19 protein-coding genes and 3 pseudogenes are annotated in these 19171 nt (G+C 58.3%); 11 read left to right on the forward strand and 11 right to left on the reverse strand.

What is annotated here, in order from left to right:
- Positions 1–117: 117 nt before the first annotated feature.
- The 6 genes and pseudogenes from ACVIW0_RS04615 to ACVIW0_RS04640 form a co-directional block, all read right to left on the reverse strand.
- Positions 118–405 (reverse strand): YciI family protein, encoded by a 288-nt coding sequence (locus ACVIW0_RS04615; protein ID WP_461351260.1) that lies wholly within the window; start codon positions 403–405, stop codon positions 118–120.
- 142 nt (positions 406–547) lie between these two features.
- Positions 548–752, reverse strand: a pseudogene (locus tag ACVIW0_RS04620) (FAD-binding oxidoreductase); the annotation flags it as partial.
- A 60-nt stretch (positions 753–812) separates the two neighbouring features.
- Positions 813–1697, reverse strand: a complete 885-nt coding sequence (locus ACVIW0_RS04625) for an intradiol ring-cleavage dioxygenase (protein WP_461351261.1) — start codon at positions 1695–1697, stop codon at positions 813–815.
- A 15-nt stretch (positions 1698–1712) separates the two neighbouring features.
- Positions 1713–1826: pseudogene (locus tag ACVIW0_RS04630) on the reverse strand (NAD(P)-dependent oxidoreductase); the annotation flags it as partial.
- 67 nt (positions 1827–1893) lie between these two features.
- A complete protein-coding gene (locus tag ACVIW0_RS04635; RefSeq protein WP_461351262.1) occupies positions 1894–2973 on the reverse strand; it encodes a maleylacetate reductase in 1080 nt (359 codons plus the stop codon).
- A complete protein-coding gene (locus ACVIW0_RS04640) occupies positions 2970–3293 on the reverse strand; it encodes a Dabb family protein (RefSeq protein ID WP_461351263.1) in 324 nt (107 codons plus the stop codon). Before ACVIW0_RS04640 ends, ACVIW0_RS04635 begins: the two co-directional genes overlap by 4 nt.
- Positions 3294–3399: 106 nt before the next feature.
- Between ACVIW0_RS04640 and ACVIW0_RS04645 the strand changes: the two genes are divergently transcribed.
- From ACVIW0_RS04645 to ACVIW0_RS04655, 3 genes and pseudogenes are all read left to right on the forward strand, one after another.
- Complete coding sequence (locus ACVIW0_RS04645; RefSeq protein ID WP_461351264.1) at positions 3400–4320, forward strand: LysR family transcriptional regulator; 921 nt, start codon at positions 3400–3402, stop codon at positions 4318–4320.
- Between the two features lie 764 nt (positions 4321–5084).
- Positions 5085–5386, forward strand: a pseudogene (locus tag ACVIW0_RS04650) (integrase); the annotation flags it as partial.
- A gap of 215 nt (positions 5387–5601) precedes the next feature.
- Positions 5602–6321 carry a nitroreductase gene (locus ACVIW0_RS04655; RefSeq protein ID WP_461351265.1) on the forward strand — a complete coding sequence of 240 codons (720 nt, stop codon included), beginning with the start codon at positions 5602–5604 and terminating at the stop codon, positions 6319–6321.
- 22 nt (positions 6322–6343) lie between these two features.
- Here the strand turns inward: ACVIW0_RS04655 and ACVIW0_RS04660 are convergent, their stop codons facing one another.
- On the reverse strand, positions 6344–6961 hold the full coding sequence (locus tag ACVIW0_RS04660; protein ID WP_461351266.1) for a glutathione S-transferase family protein: 618 nt from the start codon (positions 6959–6961) through the stop codon (positions 6344–6346).
- Positions 6962–7146: 185 nt separating this feature from the next.
- Between ACVIW0_RS04660 and ACVIW0_RS04665 the strand changes: the two genes are divergently transcribed.
- The 5 genes from ACVIW0_RS04665 (at position 7147) to ACVIW0_RS04685 (ending at position 12310) form a co-directional block, all read left to right on the forward strand.
- Positions 7147–8103, forward strand: a complete 957-nt coding sequence (locus ACVIW0_RS04665; protein ID WP_461351267.1) for a LysR substrate-binding domain-containing protein — start codon at positions 7147–7149, stop codon at positions 8101–8103.
- A gap of 133 nt (positions 8104–8236) precedes the next feature.
- A complete protein-coding gene (locus tag ACVIW0_RS04670; protein ID WP_461351268.1) occupies positions 8237–9403 on the forward strand; it encodes a VOC family protein in 1167 nt (388 codons plus the stop codon).
- Between the two features lie 12 nt (positions 9404–9415).
- The gene (locus ACVIW0_RS04675) at positions 9416–10573 is read left to right on the forward strand and encodes an iron-containing alcohol dehydrogenase (RefSeq protein WP_461351269.1); all 1158 of its coding nucleotides are present in this window, start codon (positions 9416–9418) and stop codon (positions 10571–10573) included.
- A 6-nt stretch (positions 10574–10579) separates the two neighbouring features.
- A complete protein-coding gene (locus tag ACVIW0_RS04680; RefSeq protein WP_461351270.1) occupies positions 10580–11938 on the forward strand; it encodes an amidase in 1359 nt (452 codons plus the stop codon).
- A gap of 27 nt (positions 11939–11965) precedes the next feature.
- Positions 11966–12310 carry a hypothetical protein gene (locus tag ACVIW0_RS04685; RefSeq protein ID WP_461351271.1) on the forward strand — a complete coding sequence of 115 codons (345 nt, stop codon included), beginning with the start codon at positions 11966–11968 and terminating at the stop codon, positions 12308–12310.
- A 52-nt stretch (positions 12311–12362) separates the two neighbouring features.
- Here ACVIW0_RS04685 and ACVIW0_RS04690 read toward each other — a convergent pair whose 3' ends face one another.
- Together ACVIW0_RS04690 and ACVIW0_RS04695 are read right to left on the reverse strand one after the other, a co-directional pair.
- The gene (locus ACVIW0_RS04690; RefSeq protein ID WP_461351272.1) at positions 12363–13226 is read right to left on the reverse strand and encodes a tryptophan 2,3-dioxygenase; all 864 of its coding nucleotides are present in this window, start codon (positions 13224–13226) and stop codon (positions 12363–12365) included.
- Positions 13227–13522: 296 nt separating this feature from the next.
- The gene (locus tag ACVIW0_RS04695; protein WP_461351273.1) at positions 13523–14137 is read right to left on the reverse strand and encodes an FMN-dependent NADH-azoreductase; all 615 of its coding nucleotides are present in this window, start codon (positions 14135–14137) and stop codon (positions 13523–13525) included.
- Between the two features lie 293 nt (positions 14138–14430).
- Here ACVIW0_RS04695 and ACVIW0_RS04700 point away from each other — a divergent pair, with 293 nt between their 5' ends.
- The 3 genes from ACVIW0_RS04700 (at position 14431) to ACVIW0_RS04710 (ending at position 16863) form a co-directional block, all read left to right on the forward strand.
- Complete coding sequence (locus tag ACVIW0_RS04700) at positions 14431–15462, forward strand: glutathione S-transferase family protein (protein WP_461351274.1); 1032 nt, start codon at positions 14431–14433, stop codon at positions 15460–15462.
- 153 nt (positions 15463–15615) lie between these two features.
- On the forward strand, positions 15616–15855 hold the full coding sequence (locus tag ACVIW0_RS04705; RefSeq protein WP_461351275.1) for a DUF2798 domain-containing protein: 240 nt from the start codon (positions 15616–15618) through the stop codon (positions 15853–15855).
- Between the two features lie 18 nt (positions 15856–15873).
- Positions 15874–16863, forward strand: a complete 990-nt coding sequence (locus ACVIW0_RS04710; protein WP_461351276.1) for a glutathione S-transferase family protein — start codon at positions 15874–15876, stop codon at positions 16861–16863.
- Positions 16864–17019: 156 nt separating this feature from the next.
- On the opposite strand, the gene ACVIW0_RS04715 is transcribed toward ACVIW0_RS04710, so the two are convergent.
- The gene (locus ACVIW0_RS04715; RefSeq protein ID WP_461351277.1) at positions 17020–17592 is read right to left on the reverse strand and encodes a hypothetical protein; all 573 of its coding nucleotides are present in this window, start codon (positions 17590–17592) and stop codon (positions 17020–17022) included.
- 368 nt (positions 17593–17960) lie between these two features.
- A complete protein-coding gene (locus ACVIW0_RS04720) occupies positions 17961–18890 on the reverse strand; it encodes a helix-turn-helix domain-containing protein (protein WP_461351278.1) in 930 nt (309 codons plus the stop codon).
- Positions 18891–19171 lie beyond the last annotated feature (281 nt).

Consider the following 19171-nt stretch of genomic DNA (forward strand, 5'->3'; position numbering starts at 1 on the left):
ATGGGTTGCTTGTTGATTCGTCCGCGATCCTAGGGAAGGTTCGCATCTCGTCGCCGCTGCTGGGCGAACGGATATCGGGCGGCCGCTCAACAAGCCCAGCTCAAGGACGCGTCACGTTCAGCCCTGCCGCCGCAGAAATCCCGTGATCGTGACCTCCTCCCAGATGCCGGACGCGGCAAACGGATCGGCGCGGTTGAAGACCTCGACTTCAGCTCGGCCCGGGGCCTCGATCAGGAAAAGGCTTCCGATCATGGTGGCGCCGTCGTCGGCGACCAGCGGTCCCGACATCACGATCTTGACTCCGAAGCGTGAGGTGTCGCCGAGGAAGGCCTTGTGGGCATCGTAATTAGCAAGCCGCGTCGGCAGTGCGCCGGCGCGGTCGACGGCGTGGATGGCAAACAACATGATGTCTCCAGTCTTCTTGGGGACGGCTGTTTCAGCAGCTGTCCCGGTGTTTGATCAGGACAAGCCGCCATTGCTTCGCGCCGAGCTTGCTGGCCTCTTCGAAGGTCGGACAGGTGCGCTGCTCGAGCGGCGTGTCGAACAATAGGCCCTCACTCGCGCACAGCTTGACGATCTCAGCGACCTCCTGCGTCGTCTCGGGGAAGACGACGATGTCGGGCGGCAAATTGCGATAGTGCGACTCGCTCAGCCCATGCTGATCGAGCACGCCCGCGCGCAAGGCTCGCGCGCGGGCCGATCGTGCCGGTGAGGCGATCGGCCAATATGCTCGTGCTGACCCGCGGTCCGATCCTTGCTTCCGATCTGCCCCGATCGCGGACTCTTGCCGGTCCGCTACGCTGTCGTTCGGCTTAAGCGGCTCTTGCGCTGCTCGCAACCTGCTTCAGGCCGAAATCATAGTTGAGATGAAAATAGTCGCTGTCCACCACCCGACCATCCGGCGCACGGCCGGCGGGATGACGAACGAATTCGCGGATCAGGGTGTCCTTGACGCCGAACACCACGTCGCTGTCCAGATATTTGTCGCCGGCAACGAACACATGCGTCACCAGCTGCTCGAAGCCCGGCGCCGAGATCATGAAATGCACATGCGCCGGGCGCCAGGGATGTCGGCCTTGCGCCTCCAGCATCTCGCCGACCGGGCCATCGTGCGGGATCGGATAGGCCGCCGGCTTGATCGACCAGAAATGAAAGCGGCCGTTGGCGTCCGTGCGGAAGCGTGCGCGCATCGCGAGGTCGCCTATCTCGTCGATCTGCTGCACGTCGTAATAGCCGTCGTTGTCGGAATGCCAGACGTCGACCACGGCGCCCGCGAGTGGCTTGCCATCGACGGTCGAGACCGAGCCGGTGACCAGCATCGGATCGCCTTCCATGGTCTCCGAGATGTCGTCGCCATTCTGTTTCTCCGGCGCGGCCTGAACGAAGAACGGGCCGAGCACCGTGGTCTCGGTCACGCCTTCCGGCACCGGATGGTTGATCGCGTCGACCAGCATGGAGACGCCGAGGGTATCCGACAGCAGGATGAACTCCTGCCGCTTATCGTCGCACATGTGCCCGGTCCGGGTCAGAAAGTCGATGCCGTACTCCCATTCCTTCTGCGTCGGCCTGATCTCCCGCACGAAGGCGTGGAGGTGACGCACCAGGGCTTCGCTGACCTGCTTGATGCGCGGCTCGGCGGCGCCAGCGATGCGTTCGAGCACGGCGTCGGTGATGTTGGTCTCGCTGAAATTACGCACATTCGCCTCCGTCGATCAGAGTTTGGGCTCGCCAAGTCCGGACAACCGTTCCAGATGCTTGACGGTCGCGATGAAGTCAGTCTCGCTATCGCCTTGCGCGACCAGCGCGCCATAGGTCTCGCGAAATTGGCCGCGAGCTGTCGGATCATGCATGCTGATAGCGTTGGCGGATTTGATAAGCGTGCACCGCATCGCCTCACGCCGTCGCTTTGGCGGCGCCGGGCGGCTCGCCGGCCCAGGCGCGTGCGATCAGATCGCGGATGGCATTGCGCTCGAGCGGGCGCGGATTCCAATAGGCGTTGGTGACGGCGAGATCGGCGGCCGTGTCGATGCCGCTTTCGGGCATGCCGACATCGCGTAGCGCCAGCTTCGCGCCCAGCCGCTTAGCGAGTTCGTAGAGCCCCGGCGATGCATCGGCCCCACCGATCGCGCGGGAGATCCGCGCCATCGCGTCGGGCGCGGCCGGCGCGTTGTAGGCCAGTGCATGCGGCAGCACGATGGTGTGGGTCTCGGCGTGCGGCAGGTCGAAGGTTCCGCCGAGTGCATGGCAGAGCTTGTGATGCAGCGCCATGCCGACGGTGCCGAGGCAGACACCGCACAGCCAGGCGCCATAGAGCGCTTCGGTGCGGGCCTCGCGGTCGTCGCTTTTCGCAGCGATTGCCGGCAGGGCGCGCGCCAGCGCGCGGATACCTTCTTCCGCCATCAGCGATGTCACAGGATTGGTGTCGCGGGCATAGAGCGCCTCGACGGCATGGGCGATCGCGTTGATGCCCGAAGTCGTCGCCAGGCTCGCCGGCAGCGTCAGGGTGAGGTCGACATCGTAGATCACGGTCTCCGGCAGGATCGCCGCGTCGCGCACCGTGGTCTTCAGGCCGTTCTCGGTCTGGCCGACGATCGGCGTCATTTCCGAGCCGGCATACGTGGTTGGGATGCAGAGCTGGTTCACGCCGGTACGCAAGGCCAGCGCCTTGCCGAGGCCGGTGGTCGAGCCGCCGCCGAGCGAGACGACACAGTCGGCCTCGCACGCCTTCATCGCCGCGAGCGCGCGCTCGGTGACCTCGACCGGTGTGTGCATGGTGGCGCCAGGAAAGATGCCGGCATAGAGCGGGCCGAGGGCCGCACCTAGATTCTTGCCCTGCGCCTCCTGCTGCAGCGTGGTCAGCACCAGCGCGCGCTTGCCGCCGAGGCGCTCCACTTCAGCCTTTGCCGCGGCCAACGTTCCGCTGCCAAACACGACGCGGGAGGGCGGGTTTTCAAAGGTGAACGAACCGATCATGCGCCGGTCTCTATGATGGGATAATCGACCTGGAAGCGCCCGATCCGCAAGTCGCCGAGCGCTTCGCGGACGCGTAAATGTTCGGGGTGATTGGCATAGGCGCTGAGCGCCGCTTGGCCGGTGAATTCAGAGAAGAGCACCACGTCGCAGGCGTAGTCGACGGCGCTGACATCCATGCCCACTTCGATGTGGGTGAGGCCGTCGATCCGGCCCTTGAGGCCCTCGAACAGGGTCTTGACCTTCATCCGGGCGGCGGAGCGCTCCTCGGGGGTCTCCCCTCGCAGGCGCCACATCACGATGTGCCTGATCGGCCTCGGCATTTCCCCGTTCCTCGCCTGCTATCCTGCTTCCTTCCGGCCATTTTGGCTTGCAGAAGACGGAAATAAAGCCCAATAATTGCAAGTCTCTTTTCCAGTTTTAGAAAAAATGGACCGCCTGCTCCAACTGGAGGTGTTCGCCAAGACGGCCGAACTCGGCAGCCTGTCAAAGGCCGCCGAGGCCTTGCGCATGTCGAACGCGGCCGCGAGCCGCCATCTCAGCGCGCTCGAGGAGCGCCTCGCTGTTCGCCTGATCGAGCGCAACACGCGCCGGCTGTGGCTGACGGAAGCGGGACAGGAGCTGCTGGAGCGCTCGAGCCGGGTCTTGAGCGAATTGGCGGAAGCCGAGGACGTCGTCAGCGATCGCGCACTGTCGCCGCAGGGCACGCTGCGCGTCACGAGCTCGCTGTCCTTTGCGGTGATCTATCTCGCGCCGATGCTGACGGCCTTCCGCGCGCGCTACCCGAAGCTCAATCTGCAGATCACCACCGCCAACCGCTATCCCGACTTCATCGAGGCCGGCGTCGACGTGGCGATCCGCACGCGCGAGCAGGAGCCGGATTCGAACATCATCGTCCGCCGCATCGGCCAGATGCGCCGCGTGCTCGCCGCTTCGCCGTCATATCTCGCAAGCTACGGCGCGCCGGAACAGCCGGCCGAGCTCGCGCGCCACAACATGCTCGTCTACAATCTCGCCAACGATCCGTATTCCCTGCGCTTGCGCAAAGGCCATGGTGCGCAGACTGTTCGCATCACGCCGACACTCGACAGCAATGACGGTCAGGTCATCCGCGGCGCGGCGCTGGCCGGCCTCGGCATCCTCATTCAGCCGCTCTACATCGTTCAGAGCGACATCGCAGCCGGCCGCCTTATCCCTCTCCTGATCGACTGGGAACTGCCTCTGCTCAGCATGAACATCGCCTATCAGAACCGCGTCGGGCTGCCTGCCAAGATCAGGGTGTTTTCTGACTTTCTGGTCAGCCACATCCGTAAGCATTCGGAGTCGGGGATCTGGATCGAGGCGCAGTAAGGACCCGGTTCGCAACCTTTCGCATCCGAATCGCGAGCAACTTCACGGGCGTCGGGACCGCGTGCCTCCGCCGTCATCCGCGCGCAGGCAAAGCTCCGGACCGCGCAGTGTTCCGATCAGCCCAATGCTGCATCAGCTCCGTGCGCGAGTCGAAAAGCGCCGGGCGGTCCGTCGCTCATGTCGAATTTCGGTCGCGCGGCGGCAATCGAGATTAGTTAGATCTGCTGTGGGTTGGCACCCACGGCGCCATCATTCTTGCGGGCCATCTGCTCGATTCCGTCGTTCGGAATAACGAAATTCGTCGCGGCGCGTTTGGCTTGGCGATACCGGCAAAAATGCCAGCAGAGTAGACCGCTGCAGTGGCCTTATGCTTGGATTTTCAATCCGTCGCGGACAGTCTTCCGGGAAATCCGGAATCGAACTAGCGCCTTATATTATTGTTATTACTACAGTTTTTTCCATGGTGCCCCTGGCCGATAATTGCCTAGAACCATAACCATTTGAATTTGAAACCACTTTTGTCGTCGATTGCTGTCGATACCAGCACAAATACCAGCAGGTGGTATTCGCCGACAAAAATAGAACAGCAGGCTTCCGGCAGCGGGGACGCCTATGCCGTTCCGGACTCCACAATTTGCCCCGACCGGAATCGAACCCGGCTCAGACTCGAAATCTTTGGAGGAGGCAGGCGAGCGCTTCCTCAGCAGCTTTCAGTCTCCTTGGAAGTGGAACGATTGAAAAATCGTGAGTTTGACTCCAACTCTCTCCGCCAGGCTACGCTACGGCTCGCCAACGATCTCGGCTTTACCGAGGTGACCATCGCGGCGCTCCGGGGCATGCGAAGGGCTCTGTGACGAGCAAGTACATCCACACGCTTGATACCGCGTTCATCATGGCTGCGGACACCATCTCGGGCTACATTCAAGGCCTCCTTGATGGCATCGAGTTCAAGCAGACTGCCTACGCCTTGGATGGTTCGCGAAAGGCCGCCTTGGCCCGCTTCCTAAAGCGAGCTTCGAGTGGCGACCAACAGCTGATCGAGCAGGAGTGCCAATTGGCGGCTTAGGGTCTATACCAATCTTGGCGGGCTGGCCTTAGTAGCAGCGAAAAACTCCGAAACGCGACCAGGTGCAAAAAGCAGCCACAGGACTGACGCGCCGGCATCGTTCGAATTTGTCGAACGATAAGTCCGAAGATCGGCTACTTCCCTAAACGGCTGCTGAACTCCGAAGATGGGTCATACGGCCATGCGGTCTTGGTTCAAAGGATTCGGGGGATGCAATGACACTAGAGCTTCAGCGGCACGTGCGGAAGGATGATGAGAGCCCCTTTTACATTGATGAACTCATCAAGTGTCGTCGGGCGAAACGTGGGTTTACAGACAAATCCGTTCCAACCGAAGTCGTTAAGGATATCCTCTCGATCGCTAGGTTCGCCCCTAGCTCGAGCAACACTCAACCGTGGAAATGCTACGTATTGACCGGAAAGGCTCGCGAGCGAGTTGTTGCGGCCGCGGTGAAGAATTTCAATGACAACCATGACAAACTGTCTCCGGAATATCCATTCTTTCCGGAGCCCCTTCACGAGCCGCATTTGTCGGTCTTCACCAAGTTTCGTGGTCAACTAGGAGACGCGCAGGGTGTAGAAAGAAGCGATAAGGAAAGCCGCCGCCGCGATGTGGCTAGACAGTTTATGTTCTTTGGCGCACCTGTCGGTCTTATTTTCACGATGGACCGGAAACTGGTCCCCGCAAGCTTCATCTGCTACGGCGCCTTCCTGCAGACAGTAATGTTGGCGGCTCAGGGCCGAGGACTTGATACGCTTCCTCAACAGATTTGGTCGCTGCAATATCAAGTGCTGCGCAAGGAGCTCGGCATTCCTGAAAGCGACATGGTCGTATGCGGCATGTGCATTGGCCACGCAGACAACGGCCTTCCCGAGAACAACATGGCGCTTGATAAATTCGGGCCGGAGAAATTCGCAACATTCCTCGACGTCTAGACTGCCCTGGACTGGGTACGGATTATCTTGAAGGCGTCGTCCCTTCGATAAGCGGTACCCAGCCATCGGTCGATCGCACGCTGTTCAACCATCTGAGAATTCCGGGATATCGCTCCATCTGGTATCCGCCCTCCGCAGCCAGGGACACGTAGGCGAATACTGCAGTGTCGGCGATCGTGTAGCCATTACCCACTAGCCAGTCACGACTTCCAATCCAGTTCTCGAGTTTTTGTAAAGCGCTGTATCCGTCCTTTTGCCGGTAGACGATTTCGCCTGCCATCTGGGATGCTTGGCCGCGAAGATTGTAAACGCGTGGGAATGCGATGGCCTTTTGAAGATCGGCCTGTTCGAAGAACAGCCAGCTCAGCACCTCCGTGCGCGCAAGCCGGTCGCCAGGGAGAAAACGCGTTCCTTCTGCCAGGTGCATCAATATGGCGCCGGACTCCACGATAGGGCGACCGTCCTCCAGTACTAATGTCGGGACTCGCGAGAACCGGCTAATTCTTTCGAAATCGGGTTGTTGAGTATCGCCTCGGACCAAGTCCAGAGTAATTCTCTCGTACTCAAGGTTCAGCTGCGAAAGCAGAATCCGGACCTTCCAGCAGTTTCCAGATAGCAGACTATCGTAAAGACGAAACATGGCTTACTCCGACGGGCTTCTGGTTCGAGACAGAATACGAGCCAGTGGTGCCGAGAGACAAGCAAGGGATGTGCCTGTTGAGGTCAGAACGGCGGGTGTCTACAATAGCTTAGATAGGATCTGCACATCTAAAAGTGTGAGTCGTATCTTTGTCAGCCTGAGGTACACATCAATCTGCTTGCGTCATGCTTGATCTCAAGGATGTCTTCTATTTTGTCCAGGTCGTTGACAGAGGGGGCTTTACCTCTGCGAGTAGATCGTTGGGTTTGCCGAAATCCACCTTGAGTCATCGGATAAGAGAACTCGAAGGCGCTTTGGGCGTAACGTTGCTCAACAGAACATCGCGCCGTTTCGGTATGACCGAAGTAGGAACGCAGTTCTATCATTACGCTCAGACATTGCTGCAGACGGCCGAGGTCGCGGAGGAGGCGGTGCGCCAGAGGGCAACCGAACCTAGCGGCGTCATCAGAATGACGACGGCCGTCGAAATCGCCCAGTTCGCATTGAAGGACCTGATACCGGTATTTCTTAAGAAGTATCCGAAAGTGCAGATTGTGGAGATCACCACGGATACCCTCGTCGATATCGTCGCTGACGGCTTCGACTTGGCTTTGCGCGGCCATACCTCGCCGTTGCAGAATTCATCCCTGGTGCAGCGGGCCATCGCGCGCGCGCCGTGGTACTTATTCGCCGGACCCGGATACTTGGACGCTAAGGGTGCTCCAGCGACTCCTGAGGAAATCGCGCAACACGATACAATCTCGATCGCAAGGATGGGTTCGACGAACTTGGTGCTGACTGGACCGAACGGCCGCAGGTGCATCGTGCAGACGGCGCCTCGCTTTCAGAGCAACAATCTCGTTGCGCTGAAGGAATCAGCATGTGCCAACCTGGGCATTGCCGCATTGCCAGGATACATTTGCCGAGACGAAATTGCGGTGGGAAAGCTAAAGCAGATATTGCCGCGCTGGATTGCGGCCGATGCGCGGGTCTCGGCCCTTATCCCATATAAGCGGGGCCTTCTTCCTGCGGTCAGGGCCTTGGTCGATTTCTTGGCGTCGGAGATACCGCGCGTGACCGCATTCGAGCCTGCGCCGGCGGAAGACGTGCACGCCAAAGCGTCGAGCAAGCGGTCGACCTGAGGATTTTCCGCTCCGTCCAACAAATTGAACGCTACGTCCTTCGCTGAGTATCTTCATATCCCTCAGTAGCGCTGCCATCCTTCGCGATGGGTAGAGACGCCGCTTCAGCGGCCTGTGATCGCGAGGGTTTAAGATGAACAACATGACTATCGGCGGCGTCAACAACCAGGTATTCGTGGCCGCAAATCTCGGCAGGATTGAGCACTTCTATTCAACGCTTCTAGGCCTGCCAGTCGTGAAGCGGACCGTCCATCATTTGGACCCGCGATTGCCAGTCATTACTTTTGGATTTCAGGCATTCAAGGGCGAGCCGAAGCGCGGTCACACGATCAGCTACATCGAGTGGAATCCGATTTTCTACATGATGCCGCAAACTGGATTCGTGGATCCAAAAACGGTCATCGCTGGCGTTACGTCGCCGCGGGTTGGAGACCCAAAGGGGCGTTGGGGGGCCGGTACGAACCATCATCTGGCTCTTCACGTTCCCACAAGAAACGGCCTCTTGAAATGGAAGCGGAGACTCACCGACCAGGGTATCCATGTTACGGGGCCCTACAACCGTAACTACTTTTATGCGATCTACCTCCGCGACCCCGATGGCGCGATCATCGAAATCGCGACCACCGAACCCGGGTTCGGGCACGATGAAGCGGTTCTCGGGTCTGGGTTCCGGTCTCAGCCGAAGGAGAACCTTATTGGCGGTCGCGACGAGGTGCTAACGGCAGCCGAAACTTGGCCCCGTGCCGTCCCGTCGATCACGGACGATTTTGCGCTGCGCGGTTTCCACCACATTACGTCGATCTCGTCGAACGCCGAGCGGACAGAAAAGTTCTTCGTCGAAACGGTCGGACTTCGATTGATCAAAAAGACCGACTATTTGGATGAGCGCGGAGGTACGCACTATTACTACGCGTGCGACGATGATCTCTCGCCTGGCTCGGTCTTGACCTTCTTTGGGCTGCCTGGGTATTCCGCCGGACATTTGGGCACAGGATTATCGCATCACTTTTCCTTGGAAGTGGAGAACGACGCGGCCCTTACGCATGAGCACCAACGCCTAAAACGAGCCGACGTGAAAGTGTCGGACGTTTATGACTGCCTCTACAGCAAGCTATTCTACTTCCGGGATCCGGATGGGCACATTTGCGCCCTTTCCACGCCAACTCAACTGACGATCGATGAACCTGCTGAAGAGCTCGGGACAAAGCTTTGCTTGGCGCCGGATTTGGAAGATCGCCGCATTGAGATAGAGCGCAATATGGCGTTGCGCCCAGCTCCTGTGCCGCTTCCTCAGAATTGAAGGAGTGGCAGCGTGCTGAAGGCAGCCCCTTCTCGCTCCGAACGTGTAATCAGCGGGGGGGTCCTGCGGTGCTTACCGCAGGAAACCCTGCGGTGGGGGTTGGGGATCGTCGATGCTGCCCTTCGGGAACTGGCTGACGACGGCCTGGAGCGGCCGATGATTTTTACGGTTGAGCCGCTGCTGCGCTCAACCGATCGGGTCATTCTTCCGCATCTTCACGACGTCTCTGGAATTATCTCCGATTTTCCGCCTCATGCGCCCGATACAGCGATCGAAGGTGCGCTTGATCGGTGCATCCTGGCGGGCGCCCGCTCAATCATCGCCTATGGAGGCGGCTCGGTTTTGGATGCCGCTAAGGCCGTTTCGCATTTTCATTCGCTTCGTCAGGGGCGCCATCTTCCGATAGTCGCTCTGCCGACCACTCTCTCCGGATCCGAATTCTCTCACTATTTCGGTGTCACCGAAACGTCAGGGGCGCGGCCATTCAAGAGAAGCTACGCCGAGCGCGAAACAGTTCCGAAGATTGTGCTGATGGATCCCAGCTTGCTCATCAACACACCCCGGGCGTTGCTCTTGTCGTCTGCCGTCAAGGGGCTGGATCATGCCATCGAAGGCATGCGACTAGTCGACGTCGACCACCCACACGCGATCATGGCCGCGGCAGGCGCAGGCAGGTGTTTTGGCGTATTGGAGCAGTGGCCAACCGATCTGGAAACCGGCGAGGCCGTTCAACGAGGAGCGGTTCATCTCGACGCTTTGCTTCAGCTGCAGCTGGCCGCGTGGCAATGCTATTTCTATCCGGCATCCGTCGTCTACGGGCTCAGTCATCGAATCGGACATATCTTGGGTGGGACGTTTGGATTTCCGCATAGCGTCACGTCATGCATAACGCTTGGGCCCGTCATCCGAAATTGTGAAGCGCGGTATGGCAATAAGCTTCGGGTGTTCAATTCGCCAGGAGAACCTAATCCAGGGCCGGCACTCGCCACCAGAATAGAGAGTCTTGTGGCGCACCTCGGGCTACCGAATCGGCTGCGATCATTTGATATGGGGTTATCGGCGCTTCCGGAGATCACTGATCTCCTGCGAGCGAATTATCAGAGCGAAGTCGCCGATCTTGGAGAAGACGCTGATCGAAAACTTGAAGCCCTGTTACGAAGCCTGTGGTGAGCCAGGATGACGTCGCCATCCGTGGCCGAGATGCTAGTTGAGCTTCAGTCGGGCGCAACAACATCGCGTCAACTTGTGCAGGTAGCACTTGAAAAGGCCAAACGTTGCGCAGCTGAGTTGAATGCCTTTGCGGCGATCGATGAAAGCGTGTTGGCTGTCGCAACCGAGAGCGACTGGCGATACGCAGCAGGTTCGGCAAGAGCTCTTGAGGGTATTCCGATTGTCGTCAAGGATATCATCGATAGCGCTGGTATTGAGACCCGGTACGGATCGGCCGCCTACATCGGTAACGTGCCGAGAGCCGACGCCCGAGTGGTGCGTGATCTGCGGAATGCCGGTGCAATCATCCTTGGAAAGACGACCACACACGAATTTGCCTGGGGCGTGACCACATCGAGCGAGGCTTTTGGCAATACGCTCAATCCGAGCGATTCAGCACGAATTCCAGGAGGATCGAGCGGTGGTTCGGCCGCAGCAGTTGCTTACGGAGTGGTTCCGGCCGCTATCGGCACGGATACCGGAGGCTCGGTTCGAATCCCGGCCGCCCTTTGCGGGGTAGTTGGACTAAAACCGACGTACGGCGTTCTCTCACCCGATGGAGTATTTCCACTCGCTCCAACGCTCGACCATGTGGGACTCATTTGCCAAACGGCTGAGGATCTTATCGTCCTGGCCGGTGCTCTGGGGATGAACGTAACGCCAGATGATTCCTGCCGCAACGCCAACATGAAGCGAATGATTGGCGTGCTTAAGGTGCCAAGCGATGTTCCAGTCGACGCGGCCATTTCGAGCGACCTTTCGACAGTCGTTGAAAGGTTGCGTCATGATCACAACCTCATGGAGGTCGAGACGCGCCTAGATGAGGCCTACTCGATCTTTGCCAACCTGGTGCTGGCCGAGGGAGGTATGGTACATTTTTCGCACAGTTCCTCAGAGCTAATTCGCCAAAGCTACGGTAGAGAGACGGTTGCCAGGCTCGAGCGGGCGCGCATGCTTAGCATCGACGATTTTGCAAGAGCTCAGGAGGCAAGGCGGCGGTTCTCGTCGAAGATTGCATCCCTTTTTGAGCAAATCGAGCTTCTGATTTTGCCTACGTGCCCCTGTACTGCACCCCTGATCGGAGCGGACGATGTTCGGATTGGAGCGTGGAGCGGTGACATCCGTAAAGCGCTCATGACCTACACGGCGCCATTCAACCTCGTTGGATATCCTGCCGTGACTCTGCCCTTGCCGCGAAGGGCCGGTGCCTTGCCGGCTGGCCTGCAGATCGTGGGCCGTAGAGGAAGGGATCGCGATGTCATTAATGCCGCGGTGCAGTTCCAGAGGCTGGTCACCGAGCTCAACTGCAACAATGCAACTAGTTAGATCCGGCTGACCGCTGGCCGACAATCGATGTCTCTGCGTAACCAACAAGCGATTGCCCAATTACTTGGGTCGAACGCAGAGGCCGGGCTTAGGCTCTCCGATAAATTCAACGCCAGCGCCTTCGAGCGCCCGGCGGATCTTTTTGACCGTCTCGAACTGGGCGTTGATAGCACCCGTCATTCTCTCAATCCGGCGAATGGTTGCAATTCCGACGCCGGCTGCAACGGCCAATTGAAACTGCTGCCACCCCACAAGACAACGCGCGGCCTTGATTTGGCGTGCCCAAATGAGCATTCACTCACTCCGTGCCTGCTATCGGTTCTGTGCAAGAACCAAGGAGCCATTGCAGGAACGCCGATCCGCTCGGCCTGAAGGGAAGCGGCCGTCAGGACTGCCTCCCCTAAACTCAGGCGGTCGCGAAAGGTTACTCCTTGGCTTTGCCCACGGGGCAGCCCGCTGGAGGATCACCGATGAACGTCCGCGCAGAAAAGAGTTCCGGGAATGGAATCTCTTCGAGAGTCGGCGTCAGCCACTCAATTCCGGAGACGCCGAAGTAGGCCTTGCGAGATCCCAGGGTGCGTCGGGTCAGCATCAGGTGGCGATACTTCCAGGTCGTGAACTCCTCGGCAATATCGGCAAGTGTCTCACCCAAGTTCTTGATCTCGGGTCGCTCATCGTACCCAATTTGCCAAGCGCGCTCGACCTCGGGGCTAGGCTTGTACGGCTGAGCGAAATCACGCTCAAACTGAGCTCGAGGGATGGGAAGCTTTTCACGATGCAGGAATGCCAACACGTCGTCGTAGACGCTCGGAGCGTTAAGGGCCTCATTCAGTTGCTGCCATCTGCGCGGCTGCGGCTTAAAGTGCTCCAAATGTTCCGCTTGTTTGATTCCGAACAGATAGACCATGTGGCGGTAGGTCCAACCCTGGAGAGCAGTGTCGCGGCCTAATGTCGCTCCAGCCGCGCCCAGCATCGGAAGCAGATCGGACGGGGTCAGCCACGATAGAGAACGCCACGTGGCATTGAGTGGTTCATGTGCATCGACCACTCGGCGCAGCGCTTGCTGGGCCTTCGCAAGGTCATTCTGTCTCAGGCTGCTTTGAGCGGCCTGAAGTTCTCGGACAATGAGAGCCCAATAGAGCTCCATTACCTGACAGTTGACGATGAACGAGTACTCTCCTGGATAATCGCTCACCGTCCTTTGCAGCGTGTGCAGAATCTCCGTCTGCAGCCACATACTATACGGTGTCTGTTCAAATCTATCTTTCTCGGTGATCTGGGCGTTCATTGCGTTGGTGCTCCCATGTTACAAGAACTTCCTGCCTGGTTCGGAATCGAAACGCCGCCGGGCGATGGCTTGCCTGACGAACTTGATCCGCAAACATCGCGACTCGCGGTGGCCTCCGGTTGATTGATTTGCCGCTGCCGACACGCTGTTGAATTGCTCAATATTCCAATCAATGTTCGTGGTGTTTTGTGCTCGTTGAAAAGACACCTGCAGCCGAACACATCGTCTATATTGTTGAACGGAGCTGCGCTTTCTATCCGGTCCAGCAACGGTGCGAGACTCTGACTGGTCCCGTCCTATGCAGCTGCCGCCGAGAGTTCGGCATCGAACCGGCTCGCAAAATCACCAAGGGTTGTCTCGCCTTGATCGATTGCGAGAGTCTTGACGGCAAGAACAATGTTGACGTCGGTGATGCCGACGAATCCGAGAATTTGTTTGAGATAAGAGCTTGCCACGTTGGCTGACGCGAATGGAGCTCCGGGAGAGAAATCGCCGCCAGTCGTAAGGATCACGGTGGCTTGCTTGCCCTTCAGCATGCCTTCGTAGGTGGTTGAGACTGTAACACCGACACGCACGATCTGATCAATGTACGCTTTGAGGAGGGCGGGAATCGAAAAATTGTACATTGGTGTGCCGATGACGATGTGGTCAGCGGACTTGAGTTCTTCGATGAGGATATCGGAGGTCGTCAGGGCAGCAGCAACTTCGGGCGAATGCGTCTCGGGTGGGGTGAAAGCGGCGCCAATCCACGGAAGGTCAACGAACTGTAGATTCGAGCGCGTAAGGTCGCGTGTGAGAACGGAAGCATTGGGATGGAGGCGGGTCCATTTCTCGACAAATTGCGCGGTCAACGTGCGGGAAGTCGAATGCTCGAAGCGTGGGCTGGCTTCAATCACCAAGAGGCGGGTCATTCTTTTGCTCCAGAGTTGGTACTAAGTCAGCCGCTCCAAGAGGATTCATTTCGCAGCTGACGACCGTCTGGACGTAAATGCAGCACAGGCTCAGCGGGAAGCTGCGCGATCTCGGACGCATCGTTCCACAGATTGGAACGATCACCGCGATGATCCCCCCTCCTTATTTGGGAGAAAACATCGTCCGACACGTTGAACGCATGGTTCGAAGAAAGACGGCTTCAGGTCGGGCAGTCCGCAGCTAGTTTGGGTGGGTAAGTGCGTGGACAAGGCTCGAACATCCAGGGAACGCGATGACCACTGATTTCGAAACGTCGACCAGTATTTTGGCCGAGCAAGCGAGGAACGCTGCAATCGGGAATCCTGAGCGGAGGGCCATCGTTTCCAGTGGTAGCGTACGTCCGAAGCCGAGAGACCGACAGGAACCGAGCCCACGGCTCGAGCTGTTTCACTTCACCATGTCGATCTGCTCTCAGAAGATTCGCGGGGCGCTATTCCAGATTGGCGTTCCATTTGCCAGCAGCGAACTGGTCATCATGCCTCCGTTCAGCGAAAACTATTCGGCCGAATACGTGAAGCTTCGCATGGCGTCTGCTATTGCGCGCAGCCGGCCGTTTGTGAACGGCTATTCCGGAAGTTCAAGCGTTGAGAACGAGGGCTTCGACCCGTTGGCGGTACCCACGCTCGTCGATCATGAAAAGGGAACAGTCGTTGCGGATTCGCGGCTGATTGCGGCCTATCTCGACATCTTGAGTGGAGGGGCGTTGGTGCCGCTGCAGTGGCAAAACAGGGTTTGGAGTGAAATAGCAATTGTCGACGCAATACCACATGCTGGCTTGTTCTATGGCGCGAATCCCGATGGCGACGATCGGCCTGAAGAGATCCGTGCGGGAATGCGGGGTGCTCATAACAAGAAGATCGAACTGGTGCGCAAGCGTTTAGAGGGCCTGCCGGCGGACTCCCTTCTTCGCGAGGCTTACAGGCAGAAGATCATAAAGGAAGAAGCGGGGCGTCAATTCATATCGCAGTCGGCCAATATGCGGAGGATTATCGAGGCAACGCACAGCACTATCGTGCAACTGGATCGAAGATTGGAAAGCAAAAACGAGTGGTTGATGCCCGATGGATTTACCCTAGCCGATATCTTCTGGGGTGTAAGTCTCTTCCGGCTTCTCTTTCTTGGTTACAATTGGATGTGGAAGGACTGCCCGAGGGTGTCCGAATACGCTGAACAGCTTTTTGCCTCGCCGGCGATGCAAAATGGCGTAATAAATTGGCCTGGTCATCCGCCCGGCGAGCGCATCGAGCGCTTCAAGAAGCATTAGAATTTGGGCTTGTCTTTGGCGATCCCGCGATCGCTCACGAACTGATTAGAGAGACCAAGTGGGTGTGTCCATACTCGAAGATGTTTCGTAAGGGTTACGAGAACACGGTTTGGTTGACGTAGAGACGTTGGACGACGGCTCCCCAAATTCGTCATGCTTCCTATCCCGCGTCGTCATAGCCATTTCGTGTTTGGGGTCATACAGTCCGGTATCACGTCCCTCGTCGCTGCCGGTATTGCGAGCATTCCATCGCTGGCGACGGGCCATTTCCTTTGGAATTGGTTCTCATCATGGCTGATTTCGTGGGCTGCGATGTCGCCTGTGGTCTTTCTGGCCGCACCAGCGATAAAACTCTTGTCTCTCGGTCTTACCAGAGATGAACCCGCGAGCTGATCACGCCAGGAGGACGGTATGGGACTATTGGTTGAAGGTGAATGGCGTGACACCTGGTATAACACCGACGCGACCGGCGGCTTCTTTGTCCGCAAGGACGCAGTTTTCCGCAACTGGATTACGGCCGACGGAAGCCCTGGTCCGAGCGGTGTTGGCGGGTTCAGGGCTGAAGTGGGTCGATATCACCTTTATGTCAGTCTTGCTTGTCCCTGGGCCCATCGAACTCTGATCATGCGAGTGCTCAAGGGCCTCGAAGACAAGATATCCGTATCCATTGTGCATTGGCTGATGGCCGAGCGCGGCTGGAGTTTCGCGAACGGTCCGGGAGTGATACCCGACCATGTTAACGGCGCGGAATATCTGCATCAGATCTACACGATGGCCAACAGCCACTATACTGGTCGGGCAACTGTGCCAGTGCTGTGGGACAAGCAACAGGGCGCTATCGTTAGCAACGAATCGTCCGAAATCGTTCGCATGATGAATTTCGCGTTCGATCACCTCGGTGCGAGATCGGGCGACTTCTATCCTAGCGAGATTCGAGACGAGATCGATGCCGTGAATGCCCGGGTCTATGACACGCTCAACAATGGTGTCTACAAGGCCGGATTTGCTACTACACAAGCTGCCTACGATGATGCCGTCGTTCCGCTGTTCGAGACACTAGATTGGCTCGAAGAGCGTCTGGCGGATAACCGCTTCCTTTTCGACGATCGTTTGACCGAGGCGGACATCCGGCTCTTCACAACGCTGATCAGGTTTGATGCCGTCTATTTCGGCCATTTCAAGTGCAACATTCGATCTGTTGCCGACTATTCAAACCTCTCCGCGTACGTCCGTGACGTTTATCAATGGCCAGGAATCGCATCGACCGTGAACTTTGAGCACATCAAGCGTCACTACTATCAGAGCCATCGCTCCATCAATCCCACGGGTATCGTCCCTGCGGGCCCTCTGCGTGATTTTAGCGCGGCGCATGGGCGCGAACGGCTCTCGGCAGATAAATAGCAATTTTCGCCTTGGACCCGGTACCCGCACGCCGGGACGCAACGCGCGCCGACAGGCGTTTGGTAATTTCCTACGCCCGTTAGCACGCAAGGATCCGTTCACGTAAAGCCCGCTGCGCTCGGGGAGGAGCACGAAGCGGGCACCAACAAGTCGTTCTCAAGTCCGCGTGTCGAATTGATTTGCGCGGCCAAGTGACGCTGCCTGGTTGGTTGCATAGGCAGAGGCCGCGGTCGAAGCCGGCGAATATCTTGCAAAGACCTCCGCCAGTTCCTCCGCGGCATCTGTGAGCTCCTTCATGACAGCGGCGCTGTCTGTCGTTTGACCAGCGGAGGAGTGTCGCACCTCGAACGAAATCCCGTTCGGAAGATCCACGTGGATATTATCCAACCCGGCGACGTCTGATGCCTCATCGCCGCCTGAACTTGCGCTTGGCTTATCCGTGGTGGATGCCTGATGTCCGGGGATATCCTGGCTCGCCAATCTCTGTACGAAATCCTCGATCGTCTTGAGGGTTTCGCTATCGAGTCCTGTTCCGCCGAAGCTGTAGACTCCGACGGACATGCCGTTTCGTAGATTGACCTTAATCGCGTCGTAAGGCGCATCGGCGCTCATGCCGAGCGCGAGCTTCGAACCGTCGCCTTTTGAACCGGCTGTCGAAACAGAATTGGTTTGGCGGACCGAAGAAGGCCAGCTCACGGCGTTTCCGCCGGCTATGCTTCCGATGCCCACGCTTAGACTCCACTGTCATTTCAAATATTCGGGCTGCCAGCAATAGATATGCCAATTTCGATGACTTGCGTTCTCAACGACTTATCGTACGTCTCGGACTTCACGCGCTGCCCAGCGGCAAATGCTATCCGGCAAAAGCTGCCACTCTGGACGCGCGCTCTTGTCGGTATCGATGCCGCGCGCGCAGCAGGATCAGATAAAACGTGCCTGTTTTAGGAAAGGTCGCTTCACCACTGTACTGCGTAGAACGCGCATGTCGCTCGCGATGGTCAGGAAAACACGTCACGAAAAGGGTGCTGCTGGGGCGATCGCCATCACGAGTGTCGGTTTGACGATGCGTGGGATGCGCCGCAATAAGGTAATCAGGATCAGGTCTCGCTGTTCGACGAGCCACGCACTTCTCGCCGCCAGGCTCCCGGGCTGACGCCAACTATGGTCGAAAAAACCTTGGTAAAGTGGCTCTGATTGGCAAACCCGGCCGATTTTGCCACCTCGGACAGCGGCAGATCGCGGACGGTCATCAGCTGCTGCGCCGTCTTCACTCGCTGGCGAAGCAGCCATCGATGCGGCGGCAGACCAGTGGAGATTCGGAACGCCCGCGAGAAATGATCGACGGAAAGATCAAACTCGGCTGCGATCTGCCGTAGAGGAGTCTTTCCGGCGAGATCGGCCTCGAGCCTATCGCAAGCACGGTCTAACTGCCACGGAGCAAGGCCGCCGCGGATCGGCTTGGCGCTACGCCGAAGGCCACCGTAGGTTTGAGCGACGTGCGCAGTAAGTGCGTGCAACATGTGGTCGACGAAAAGCTGGTTGGTCTCGTCCGCTCGACGCAAAGCTTCCAAGAGCGACGCACCGAGGTTACGGACGACCGTGTCGTCGTGGCCTATACCAGGCTCATAGGCGAGCTCGCCAATGCGCGGTGCGCCGGCCTGCCTCGCAATGTCGTCAAGGGCTGAGCGCGGAAGATAGAAAAAGAGGGAGTGAAATGGCTTGTCGATGACATAGCGCGGATCGCGCTTCAGATCGTAGAGATAGGTCGAGCCGCCGTGGACATTCGTCTTGATGACACATCGGCCCCGCTCCCAGCACTCGCAGTCCGGATAATCACGAAATTTGAGGCTGACGAGGTAAGCGTCCTCGGCAGGCAGCGAACCGGAAAGGCTCGGCACCGGGTCGTCGTTTCGGGTTTCGGTCACCGCCAGCTCGGCGCTGCGCAGCGTACGCGCAATCAGCGAAGGTGCATTCTTCGCCTGTAGGGGTCGTCCGAGCCTCGATCCGTAGACGCCGGCCTGTGCCATTTAAGTTGATCCGGAAGGTTAGACCGCAGGCGCTGATCGCCCTGCGAATTTTGCGGTGCATTATCGGAAATAGGCAAGCGGCTGTCCACGGCCACCCGGCGATGCGCAACTTTTCGTGAGGGCAATCGTCGCGAAAGTCGCAACGGATTCGGAAGCAATTTCAATGCGGTCGATCCAATCAACTGCCGCCAGGAACTGGGGGTGGAATCCGGAGCGCGGGTCGCCATTATTCGCAAGCACACGTGATTCCGTGACTCGCGGTCGCATGGTCCTCGTTTGGC

Source organism: Bradyrhizobium sp. USDA 4454 (assembly GCF_054822705.1).

What these genes read in the sequence shown, in the direction of transcription:
- ACVIW0_RS04615 (WP_461351260.1), bottom strand. Translation starts at nt 405, where the DNA reads ATGTTGTTTGCCATCCACGCCGTCGACCGCGCCGGCGCACTGCCGACG.
- ACVIW0_RS04635 (WP_461351262.1), bottom strand. Translation starts at nt 2,973, where the DNA reads ATGATCGGTTCGTTCACCTTTGAAAACCCGCCCTCCCGCGTCGTGTTT.
- ACVIW0_RS04640 (WP_461351263.1), bottom strand. Translation starts at nt 3,293, where the DNA reads ATGCCGAGGCCGATCAGGCACATCGTGATGTGGCGCCTGCGAGGGGAG.
- ACVIW0_RS04645 (WP_461351264.1), top strand. Translation starts at nt 3,400, where the DNA reads ATGGACCGCCTGCTCCAACTGGAGGTGTTCGCCAAGACGGCCGAACTC.
- ACVIW0_RS04655 (WP_461351265.1), top strand. Translation starts at nt 5,602, where the DNA reads ATGACACTAGAGCTTCAGCGGCACGTGCGGAAGGATGATGAGAGCCCC.
- ACVIW0_RS04660 (WP_461351266.1), bottom strand. Translation starts at nt 6,961, where the DNA reads ATGTTTCGTCTTTACGATAGTCTGCTATCTGGAAACTGCTGGAAGGTC.
- ACVIW0_RS04665 (WP_461351267.1), top strand. Translation starts at nt 7,147, where the DNA reads ATGCTTGATCTCAAGGATGTCTTCTATTTTGTCCAGGTCGTTGACAGA.
- ACVIW0_RS04670 (WP_461351268.1), top strand. Translation starts at nt 8,237, where the DNA reads ATGAACAACATGACTATCGGCGGCGTCAACAACCAGGTATTCGTGGCC.
- ACVIW0_RS04680 (WP_461351270.1), top strand. Translation starts at nt 10,580, where the DNA reads ATGACGTCGCCATCCGTGGCCGAGATGCTAGTTGAGCTTCAGTCGGGC.
- ACVIW0_RS04685 (WP_461351271.1), top strand. Translation starts at nt 11,966, where the DNA reads ATGTCTCTGCGTAACCAACAAGCGATTGCCCAATTACTTGGGTCGAAC.
- ACVIW0_RS04690 (WP_461351272.1), bottom strand. Translation starts at nt 13,226, where the DNA reads ATGAACGCCCAGATCACCGAGAAAGATAGATTTGAACAGACACCGTAT.
- ACVIW0_RS04695 (WP_461351273.1), bottom strand. Translation starts at nt 14,137, where the DNA reads ATGACCCGCCTCTTGGTGATTGAAGCCAGCCCACGCTTCGAGCATTCG.
- ACVIW0_RS04700 (WP_461351274.1), top strand. Translation starts at nt 14,431, where the DNA reads ATGACCACTGATTTCGAAACGTCGACCAGTATTTTGGCCGAGCAAGCG.
- ACVIW0_RS04705 (WP_461351275.1), top strand. Translation starts at nt 15,616, where the DNA reads ATGCTTCCTATCCCGCGTCGTCATAGCCATTTCGTGTTTGGGGTCATA.
- ACVIW0_RS04710 (WP_461351276.1), top strand. Translation starts at nt 15,874, where the DNA reads ATGGGACTATTGGTTGAAGGTGAATGGCGTGACACCTGGTATAACACC.
- ACVIW0_RS04720 (WP_461351278.1), bottom strand. Translation starts at nt 18,890, where the DNA reads ATGGCACAGGCCGGCGTCTACGGATCGAGGCTCGGACGACCCCTACAG.